The sequence below is a fragment of the Sphingopyxis sp. genome (genome assembly GCF_025869345.1).
GTDB lineage: Bacteria > Pseudomonadota > Alphaproteobacteria > Sphingomonadales > Sphingomonadaceae > Sphingopyxis.
Genome location: NZ_JAOZVW010000004.1, coordinates 80,008 through 90,127 on the forward strand (window position 1 = coordinate 80,008; position 10,120 = coordinate 90,127).

Consider the following 10,120-nt stretch of genomic DNA (forward strand, 5'->3'; position numbering starts at 1 on the left):
GGACCAGGGCCGCAAGCGCGGAGCGGTTCGGCTCCGGCGCTCGCGGCGATGATCCCGGCTTTTCCGTCAGACCGCCGGAACCTGGACCAGTTCCGGCACCCGGCCCGACTTCACCTGCTCGGCAAAGACTTCGCGCATCAGCTGAAGCGAGAAGAGGTGGGCGAAGATCAGGCCGAGGATGCCGTTCTGCATCATCTTGCGCAGCACGTCGCCGCGCAGTTCGCGCAGCTTGTTCTCATCGACCATCTGGAAGCCGCGATAGACATAGGGCTTGTCGCTGCCTTCGGGTTGAATCGCGACTTCGCCGTCCATCAGCAGATCGGCCTTCTTGAGCTCTTCCATGAAAAAGCCGGTGCGCTGGCCCGCTTCCTCGAAATTCTTGCAGAATTCGAGGATCGCGTTGACCGGCTCGGTCGGCTTGCCGTCTTCGAACAGCGCGTCGCCATCCTCGAACTTGCCGATCGCGGCCGACGTCGGGTCGAAGCACAGCGACAGTTCCTCGCTGTCGGGGTTCAGCCGCGCGAGAAGGAAGGGATAGCGGCGGATATAGGCCGGGACATAGACCGGATTGAGCAGCTTGCCGTCGCTATCGACGAACGTGTTCACGCCCTCGTTGAGCCCCATCAGCGCCAGCGGCACCGGATTGTCACCCGCCGAAAAGACGATCGGATAGAAACGGCAGGCCGACACGAACTCGTCCGACGTCAGCGGCACCGCGTGCTGGTTGACCAGGAACCCCGCATTGTCGAGCGGGCGGGCGCGGAAATCGGCATGGTCGACGCTCGAAAGCGGAACGATGTCGTTATAGAAAATCGGCAGATTGTTGGCGGGCGCGGTGGCCATGATGAAACTCCGGATCGGGCGCCCCGGGGTGCCGGGGCAAAAAGACTGATGGCGCGCCATATTGGCAGGCGAGGCGCGGCGCAAGGGGCGATGGCGCGGAGCGGCGCCCCGATCAGCCGATCAGTTTGCCGGGATTGAACAATCCGGCGGGATCGAGCCCCGCCTTGATCGCGCGCAGCGCGGCGAGGCGCGCCGGGCTGTCGAGCTCGGCCAATATGTCGCGCTTCATCTGCCCGATGCCATGTTCGGCGGAAATCGAGCCGCCCAGTTCGACGACATGGGCGTAGACGAGGCGGCTTGCCGCCGCGCCGTGTTCGGCGAGCCAGACGGCGCCGTCGGCGCTTTCGGGCGGCTGGACATGATAATGGATATTGCCGTCGCCCAGATGCCCGAAGGACGCGGTGCGGATGCCGGGAAAGGCCGCGGCGAGCCGGCCGGGATTGTCGGCGATGAAACGCGGCATCAGGTCGACCGGGACGCTGATGTCATGCTGCAACGCCGGCCCCTCGGCGCGCTCGGCCTCCGATATCGAATCGCGAAGGCGCCAGAAATCCTCGCTCTCCCGGTCGTTCTTCGCCATCGCGACGTCGTGGATCAGTCCCGCGTCCAGCGCCGCCGCCAATTCACGCTCCAGCTCTTCGCCGAGCAGGGCGGCATCGTCACCGGCCAGTTCGACCAGCGCATACCAGGGGCTGGGTTCGGCAAGCGGATGGCGGGTCTGGGGAATGTGGCGCAGCACCGCCTCCAGCACGGGATGCGGTATGATCTCGAACCCTTCGAGCGCATCGCCGAGCGCCGCGTCGAGGCGGCGGAGCAGCAGCAGCGCGTCGTCGGGCGAGGCGAGGCCGATCCAGGCGGTCTGGCGCGCCGCACTGGCGGGAACGAGGCGCAGGCTGGCCGCCGTCACGACCCCCAACGTCCCCTCGGCGCCGCAGAACAGATGTTTGAGGTCATAGCCGCGATTGTCCTTCTTGAGCGGCGCGAGCCCCTCGAAGATGCGGCCGTCGGGCAGCACCGCCTCGATCCCCGCGACGAGTGCGCGCATCGTGCCGTGGCGCAGCACCTGGGTTCCGCCCGCATTGGTCGAAACCAGCCCGCCGACCGTCGCGGATCCCTTGCCGCCCAGCGTCAGCGGGAAGCGCAGCCCCCGGTCGAGCGCGGCGTGGTGGAGATTTTCGAGGATGACGCCCGCCTCCGCCACGACGATCCGCGCCGTCGTGTCCAGCGCCCGGATATGGTTCATGCGCCGCAGGCTGAGCAGCAATTGCCGCCCCGACGCATCGGGCGTCGCGCCGCCGACCATGCCGCTGTTGCCCCCCTGCGGAACGAGCGCGACGCCTTCGGCCGCGCAGGCGCCGACCACCGCGGCAACCTCGGCGGTGGTCGCGGGCGACAGCATCGCCGCCGTCTGGCCGTGATATTTGCCGCGCCAGTCGGTGAGCCACGGCGCCAGGACATCGGGGTCGGCGCTGAAACCCTTCGGTCCCAATATGTCCGTGAGCCTTGCGAGCAATGCGGGAGATGGGGAGCGGGACATGGCGGACCTCCGGGAATCGACGCCGACCGACCATATGGGTCTCGACAGCAATTCATTTGATGTTCAATCAGGGGCGTTAAAGGGGCGATGGACGATAGTTGGCTTTTCGTCCAGCATCGAAGCGGGAGTTGCGGGTGGACATCATCTTCTGTCAGGGCGCTGGAAGGACGGCCGCGCGGCCGTGCTGACCGTTGCGACCCTGTTGGCGATGATCTGGGCGCCCGCCGCGGATACGCCGATGCCGTCGATTCCGCCCGAACCCTTGGTCGTCGTTTCGATGCCGGAGCCGGGCGAGCAGACGGCGGGTTTTTGGCAGATGGTGATCGAGCAGCGGCTGATCATCCGCGTTCCGGCGCAACGGTCGCCGCTGAACAATTTCTCCGCCGCCCCCGCCCCGCAGGCGCGGTTGCGGCAGCTGCCGGTCGAGTGGAAGGAAAAGAAGGCGCCGAAATGCGTCGCGATGCGGAACATCGCGGGGATGCAGGCGACCGAGCATGACAGCATCGACCTGCTCACGCGCCAACGCCAGCGATTGCGCGCCGAATTGAGCCGCGGATGCCGCGGACTCGATTTCTATGCCGGCTTTTACATGCAGGGAACCAAGGACGGGCAACTCTGCGAGGATCGCGACGAGATTCACGCCCGCACCGGCGCCAAATGCCAGATCAAGAAATTCCGCCTGATGGTTCCTGTCGTGCGCGACGACGATTGATCGCGGCAATCGACGCCTTTTCTTGACTTTTCGTCCCCGCTTCCGCAAGGGGCGCCGCAGCAACGGCGCTCGTGGGACGCCATGCCGAAACATTTTCCGGACAGTTTGCCCTTATGAAATTTGCCGACCTCGGCCTTTCCGATGAACTTTTGCGCGCCGTGACGGAAGCGGGCTACGACGAACCGACGCCGATCCAGGCCGGCGCGATCCCTTCGGTGCTGATGATGCGCGACATGATCGGCATCGCCCAGACGGGGACGGGCAAGACCGCGTCCTTCGTGCTGCCGATGATCGACATATTGGCGCATGGCCGCGCCCGCGCCCGGATGCCGCGCTCGCTGATCCTCGAGCCGACGCGCGAACTGGCGGCGCAGGTCGCGGAAAACTTTGAAAAATACGGCAAGTATCACAAGCTGTCGATGGCGCTGCTGATCGGCGGCGTGCAGATGGGCGATCAGGTCAAGGCGCTCGAAAAGGGCGTCGACGTCCTCATCGCGACCCCGGGCCGCCTGATGGACCTGTTCGAGCGCGGCAAGATATTGCTCACCGGCTGCAACATGCTCGTCATCGACGAAGCCGACCGGATGCTCGACATGGGCTTCATCCCCGATATCGAGAATATCTGCACCAAGCTGCCCGCGAATCGGCAGACGCTGCTTTTTTCGGCGACGATGCCGCCGCCGATCAAGAAGCTGGCCGACAAATTCCTGTCGAACCCCAAGACGATCGAGGTCGCGCGCCCGGCCAGCCGTAACGAGAATATCGAGCAGTTCGTCGTCAAGACGGCGGAGCGCGGCAAGCGCGACACGCTGCGCGGGCTGATCGAGGCCGAGGACGTCGGCACCGCGATCATCTTCTGCAACCGCAAGACGACGGTGCGCGAACTGGCGAAGTCGCTTCAGCGTTCGGGTTACCAGGCGGGCGAAATCCACGGCGACATGGACCAGTCGAGCCGCATCGCCGAACTCGACCGCTTCAAGGCGGGGACGATCAACATATTGGTCGCATCGGACGTTGCCGCGCGCGGGCTGGACGTGAAGGGCGTCAGCCACGTCTTCAACTTCGACGCCCCGTGGCATCCGGACGATTATGTCCACCGCATCGGCCGCACCGGCCGCGCGGGGGCCAAGGGCCGGGCCTTCACGCTGGTGACGCCGTCGGACGACGAAGCGCTCGACAATATCCAGAAGCTGACCGGCTATCAGATCCCGGTTTACGACACCGGCAAGGCGGAGGCGCGGCCGGAGCGCGACAGCGACGAGCCGCGCGAACCGCGGCGCGGCGGCCGCTCCGAACGCGGCGGGCGCTCGAACGCCGAAAAGACGCCCCGCGGCACCAAGCGCGCGGCGGAGAAAAAGCCCGAAGCGCCGAAGAAGGATGCCGGCCGCAAACCTGCACCGGCTGCTTCGCGGCACGACGATGACGGTCCCGACGACGGCTGGAACGGCCCGATGCCGGGATTCCTCTCGGTCGGTTTCGGCAACTGAGCTGATCGTCGCCCCCGCGAAGGCGGGGGCCGCTGTCGTTTTACGCAGCGATGCAGAAGCAACCCGTCAGCGGCCCCCCGCCTTCGCAGGGGCGATGGCCGGAAATGCTTTACAACCGAATCAGCATCTTGCCGATATTCTCGCCCGAAAACAGGCCAAGAAAGGCGTCGGGCACCGTATCCAGTCCCTCGCGCACCGTCTCGCGCATCGTCACCGCACCGCTGGCGATCAGCCCGCCCATATCGGCGTAGAATTCCTCGGCGCAGTCGATGAACTGGTCGGTATAGATAAAGCCCTCCATGCGGATGCGCGCCGGGATGGTGCGGATCAGATGCTTCATCTCCTGGGGCTTGCCGTCGTTATAGACGTCGATCATCCCGCAGATCGCGAAGCGCGCGAAGTCATTGGCGGCCGCGAAAGCGGCGTCGAGATGCTCGCCGCCGACATTGTCGAAATAGACGTCGATGCCCGGCTTGCCGAGGCGTTCGAGCGCCGCGGCGAGCTGCGGCAGGACCGGACCGGCCTTATAATCGACCACCGCATCGGCGCCGAGTTCGTCGACCCAGCACCCCTTTTCCGCGCCGCCCGCCGAGCCGATGACCGTCATCTCGCGCGCCTTGGCGATCTGCACCACCGCCGAGCCGACCGCGCCCGCCGCCGCCGAAACGAAGACCGTGTCGCCGGGTTTCGCGGCCGCGACGCGGAGCAGGCCGATCCACGCGGTTCCGCCGGTCAGGCCCATATTGTGCAGAAAGGTCTGCGGCGATAGGCCCGCCGCGAGCGCCTCGGCGGGAAGCTTGTTCGGCATCATGTCGAGGCCGATGATGCCGCCATCGCGCCAGCCGCCCATATGCAGGATCAAGTCGCCCGGCGCGAAACCCTCCATCCGGCTTTCGACGACCTCGCCGATCGCGCCGCCGGTCATCGGCTGGTCGAGCTGAAACCCCGCCGCATAGCTTTTCGCGTCGTTCATCCGTCCGCGCATATAGGGATCGACCGAGAGCCACAGGTTGCGGACGCGGATCTGGTCGGCGTCGAGTGGGCTGTCGGGAAGGTCGCGCAATGCGAAATCGTCGTGCGTCGGCAGTCCCTGCGGACGGCGGATCAAATGCCATGCCTTGCTCATGGTGCCCGTTTCCCCCAATTTTTCCGGTCGCGGCGACAATCGTCAGAAAAGCCGTTGCCACTGTCAACCAGTCTCGCTAAGAGCCGCCCGGTCGCGGGGCCGTAGCTCAGATGGGAGAGCGCTGCAATCGCACTGCAGAGGTCAGGGGTTCGATTCCCCTCGGCTCCACCAGCGACCATATTTCCCCAACTCTATCCCTCGCCATAGCTGTCGATCGCCGAGAATATCCGCGTCAACTGCGCGCGTTCGTCGGCGTCGATGTCGGGCCGCCATATCTCGAAGATCAGGACGATACGGTCGGCCGTGCCCCGATTCCAGGCTTCATGTTCAAAGCTGTCGTCGAAGATCAGCAATTCGCCTTCGCGCCACGCGCGCGTCTCGCCGCCGACTCGAATGCCGCAGCCATCGGGAACGATCAGCGGCAGATGACAGATCAGCCGCGTGTTGAGCAGCCCGTGATGCGGCTCGATATGCGTCCCGGGCTTGAGGCGCGAAAAGAGCGCGAACGGAGCGCGGGCCGGAATCACCGGCTGTGGAACCAGAGCGAGCGCGGCGAGCGCCTGCGGGCAGAGCGCATCCATGCCTTCGACGACCGCGCCTTCCTTCCACAGCCAGGCGGCGCCCCAATCGGCATTATCGAGCAGCGGATTGTTCGGCGGCGGCCTGTCCGCGCTGGCCGTCACATAGGGGCCGAAGCGGTCGGCGGATTGCTCGATCAGCGCCGCCAGTTCGGCGCGGATCGCGCCGGTGGCGGCTTCGAGCGCGGGAACCCAATCGAACGCGGCCCGCTCGAAGAACGGGCGCTGCGCCAGGCCCGGAAAATAGAACATATTCGGTTGTTGCAGATAGAGCGGCTGCTCGCCCGCCAGCATCCGCAAGGCCTCCGCCACCCGCGGCGCCGCGTTCCGCTGGTCGATCCCCGCGCCGCGAAGCTGACCGAGAAGATGGTCCGAAAAGGCCTGTTCATTCGCTGTCAGAAATGCCTGGGCGCGTTCCAGGCCGGAATGCAGGGCGGGATGGACCGTCCGTGCCTGCGCGGCCACTCCGAGCGCGAGGCGATAAAAGCTCTGCGCGGCGCGATCGTCCTGCTGGCGCCGCTTGAGTTCGGCCATGGCGAGGATCGCGGCAATATTGCCGCGATCGGCCCGGATCGCGGCATCGAGCGCCGCCGTCTCCGCCGCGATGTCGCCGCGGCGATGGGCGTCGCGCGCCTGGTCCAGCCATATCGTCTGCCCCGTCATGGCCCAAGCCATAACGCGGCGCCGGACCTTTGCAAGCGACGCCCGCGCCGGTGATTTCTATTCCGCCGCCGCCGCCGCATCGGCCGTGCGGCGTCCGCCGAGCCATTGCCGCACGCGGACGGCAGGCGCGGTGCGCCAGAGGAACAGCAAGAACGCGAACAGCAGCGCCCAGGGCAGCACCGCGGCGCCGACGACAAGCACGAAGGAAAGCAGGGTGCCGCCGCTGCGGACGAGCACGGTGGCGGCTTCGCGGAACGGATTGCCATAGCCGATTCCGGGCAGCCCGCCCGTGCCCTGATAGTCGAAGGTCATCGGGGTCGTCGCCAGCAGGGCTTCGCCGGCGCGACGAGTGTCGCGCTCGCTGCCCATCTGCTGGCGCAATTCGGCGATCTGCTGCTGGATCTCGGTGCGTTCGCGGTCGCCGAGGCCGCTCTGCCTCAGGCGCGCCTCGATGCGGGCGACCTCGTCCGCGATCCCGGCGCTGCGGCGCTGCGAGTCGCTGATCTGCGTTCCGACATCCTCGCCGCTGATGCTGGCGAGCGCGAGAACGCCTTCGGCCTTTTCGACGCTGGCGATGGCATCCTTGCCGAATCGGCGCGCGATGGCGGGATCGAGTTTGAACTGAAGCTGCCCCTCGACCTCATGTTCGCGAACGAGGCGATAGCTCATGCCGGTAATGCGGCATCGCGCGATGCCCAGCGCTTCGCACGCGGCCGCATGTTCTTCCTGCACGCGCGCGATGCGGTCGTCATCAAGGCGGAAGGTATATTGGTAGTTGAAGGCGACGCCGGGCGCCGCGGTGACGGCTACATCGGGCCCGCCGGCGGCGTCGGCGGCTTCGGCAAGGGCAGGCGGACTGGCTTCGCTGGAGCTTCGATCGGGGGCCTTTTGGCCGCAGCCGACCAGGGCGAGCGCCATCGCGCCCGCCAAGAGCCTGTTTCGCATATGCTTTCTCCCAAAACGCGACTCGTCGATCGCGGGAGATGGAATATCATAAGTAATGTAGTTGACAATAAGATTCAGGCGGCGCGCACGAAGCCGTCGAGAACCTTCTTGCTGCCTGCCTGATCGAATTCGACGTCGAGCTTGTTGCCGTCGATGTCGATGATCTCGCCATAGCCGAACTTTTCGTGGAACACGCGCATCCCGATCGCGAGGTCGGAGCGCGGCTTGGCGCCGACCGAGGCGGCGGGGCCGCGCTCGCTGGGCGCGGGGGCGCGGGTGATCGTCGGGGATTGCGCCGCGGCACGCTGCCACGCCGGGCCGCGCGTCATCGTGCGCGCGGGATTACGTTCGGCGACATGCGCGAAGGGGTCGCCCTGCGCCGACCAGTTGGCGCGCCACAGGCTCTGCCCACCGCCGAAGCTGTTTTCGCTTGTCACATGCTCGGGCGGAATTTCGCCGATGAAACGGCTCGGGATGCTGCTCATCCACTGGCCATAGATGCGGCGGTTCGCGGCGTGATAGATGCTCGCGCGCCGCCGCGCGCGGGTGATCGCGACATAGGCGAGGCGGCGCTCCTCCTCCAGGCTCGCGGTGCCGCCTTCGTCCATCGCGCGCTGCGACGGAAAGACGCCGTCCTCCCAGCCGGCGAGGAAGACATGATCAAATTCGAGGCCTTTCGCCGCGTGGATCGTCATGATCGTGACCGTCTCGGTGTCGTCATTCTGGTCGCGGTCCATGACGAGGCTGACATGCTCGAGAAAGGCTTCGAGCGAGTCATACTCCTCCATCGCGCGAACGAGTTCGGAGAGGTTTTCGAGCCGCCCCGCCGCCTCGGCGCTGCGGTCGGCCTGGAGCATTGCGGTATAGCCCGATTCGTCGAGGATGAGCTGGGTCAGTTCGGGATGCGACAGCTCGGCCGCCTTGCCCTGCCAGCCGTGCATCTGCGCGACGAAATTGGCGAGCTGTCGGCGCGCCTGCGGCGTGAGCTCGTCGGTCTCGGTGATCCGCGACGCGGCGTGAAACAGCGGCGCGTGCTCGTGCCGCGCGAACTGGTGGATGCGCGCGAGCGCCTTGTCGCCGAGCCCGCGTTTCGGGACGTTGACGACGCGCTCGAAGGCGAGATCGTCGGCGGGCGACTGGACGAGACGCAGATAGGCGAGCGCATCGCGGATTTCGGCGCGCTCATAGAAGCGGAAGCCGCCGACGATGCGATACGGCATCCCGATCGCGATGAAGCGATCCTCGAACTCGCGCGTCTGGAACTGCGCGCGGACGAGGATCGCGGCGCGGTCGAGCGACAGGCGCTGGCGCTGAAGGTCTTCGAGTTCCTCGCCGATCCGCCGCGCTTCCTCCGGCCCGTCCCACACGCCGACGACGCGCAGCTTGTCGCCCGCGTCGAGTTCGGTCCACAGCGTCTTGCCCAGCCGGTCGCTGTTCTGTGCGATCAGCGCCGAGGCGGCGGCCAAAATCTGCGGGGTCGAGCGGTAATTCTGTTCGAGGCGGATCACCGTCGCGCCGGGGAAATCCTTTTCGAAACGCAGGATGTTCGCAACTTCGGCGCCGCGCCACGAATAGATCGACTGGTCGTCGTCGCCGACGCAGCAGATATTCTTGCGCGACTGCGCGAGCAGCCGCAGCCAGAGATATTGGCTGGCGTTGGTGTCCTGATATTCGTCGACGAGGATATATTTGAAGCGGCCCTGATACTGCTCCAGCACGTCGCGGTGCGTCTTCAATATCACCAGCATGTGGAGCAGCAGATCGCCGAAATCGCAGGCGTTCAGCGTCTTCAGCCGTGCCTGATAGAGCGCATAGAAATGCTGCCCCTTGCCGTCGGCATAGGCTTCGCGGTCGGCAACATCGAGGTCGCCGGGGACGAGCCCGCGGTTCTTCCATTTGTCGATCAGCCCGGCGAGCTGGCGCGCCGGCCAGCGCTTTTCGTCGAGCCCTTCGGCCTGGATGAGCTGTTTCAGGACGCGAAGCTGGTCGTCGGTGTCGAGGATGGTGAAATTGCTTTGCAGCCCGACCAGTTCGGCGTGGCGGCGCAGCATCTTGGCGCAGATGCTGTGGAAGGTGCCGAGCCACGGCATCCCCTCGACCGCGTCGCCGATCATCCGTCCGATGCGCTCGCGCATCTCGCGCGCCGCCTTGTTGGTGAAGGTGACGGCGAGGATTTCGGACGGCCAGGCGCGACGGGTCGCGATGATATGCGCAAGCCGCGCGGTCAAT

General features: G+C 66.2%; 8 protein-coding genes and 1 tRNA gene. 3 read left to right on the top strand and 6 right to left on the bottom strand.

Annotation, left to right across the window (positions count from 1 at the left end):
• Positions 1–66: 66 nt before the first annotated feature.
• Together OJI97_RS00385 and OJI97_RS00390 are read right to left on the bottom strand one after the other, a co-directional pair.
• Positions 67–843, bottom strand: a complete 777-nt coding sequence (locus OJI97_RS00385) for a SapC family protein (RefSeq protein ID WP_297659693.1) — start codon at positions 841–843, stop codon at positions 67–69.
• A 112-nt stretch (positions 844–955) separates the two neighbouring features.
• The gene (locus tag OJI97_RS00390) at positions 956–2,380 is read right to left on the bottom strand and encodes an FAD-binding oxidoreductase (RefSeq protein WP_297659696.1); all 1,425 of its coding nucleotides are present in this window, start codon (positions 2,378–2,380) and stop codon (positions 956–958) included.
• Between the two features lie 181 nt (positions 2,381–2,561).
• Here OJI97_RS00390 and OJI97_RS00395 point away from each other — a divergent pair, with 181 nt between their 5' ends.
• Together OJI97_RS00395 and OJI97_RS00400 are read left to right on the top strand one after the other, a co-directional pair.
• Positions 2,562–3,092, top strand: a complete 531-nt coding sequence (locus OJI97_RS00395) for a hypothetical protein (protein ID WP_297659698.1) — start codon at positions 2,562–2,564, stop codon at positions 3,090–3,092.
• A 113-nt stretch (positions 3,093–3,205) separates the two neighbouring features.
• Positions 3,206–4,579 carry a DEAD/DEAH box helicase gene (locus tag OJI97_RS00400; RefSeq protein ID WP_297659702.1) on the top strand — a complete coding sequence of 458 codons (1,374 nt, stop codon included), beginning with the start codon at positions 3,206–3,208 and terminating at the stop codon, positions 4,577–4,579.
• Between the two features lie 109 nt (positions 4,580–4,688).
• On the opposite strand, the gene OJI97_RS00405 is transcribed toward OJI97_RS00400, so the two are convergent.
• A complete protein-coding gene (locus OJI97_RS00405; RefSeq protein ID WP_297659705.1) occupies positions 4,689–5,705 on the bottom strand; it encodes an NADP-dependent oxidoreductase in 1,017 nt (338 codons plus the stop codon).
• Between the two features lie 95 nt (positions 5,706–5,800).
• Between OJI97_RS00405 and OJI97_RS00410 the strand changes: the two genes are divergently transcribed.
• Positions 5,801–5,876, top strand: a tRNA-Ala gene (locus OJI97_RS00410).
• A 20-nt stretch (positions 5,877–5,896) separates the two neighbouring features.
• On the opposite strand, the gene OJI97_RS00415 is transcribed toward OJI97_RS00410, so the two are convergent.
• From OJI97_RS00415 to OJI97_RS00425, 3 genes are all read right to left on the bottom strand, one after another.
• The gene (locus OJI97_RS00415; RefSeq protein ID WP_297659709.1) at positions 5,897–6,946 is read right to left on the bottom strand and encodes an aspartyl/asparaginyl beta-hydroxylase domain-containing protein; all 1,050 of its coding nucleotides are present in this window, start codon (positions 6,944–6,946) and stop codon (positions 5,897–5,899) included.
• 57 nt (positions 6,947–7,003) lie between these two features.
• Positions 7,004–7,891 (bottom strand): DUF4349 domain-containing protein, encoded by an 888-nt coding sequence (locus OJI97_RS00420; RefSeq protein ID WP_297659712.1) that lies wholly within the window; start codon positions 7,889–7,891, stop codon positions 7,004–7,006.
• A gap of 74 nt (positions 7,892–7,965) precedes the next feature.
• On the bottom strand, positions 7,966–10,120 hold a 2,155-nt coding region (locus OJI97_RS00425; RefSeq protein WP_297659714.1), incomplete at its 5' end, for an ATP-dependent helicase.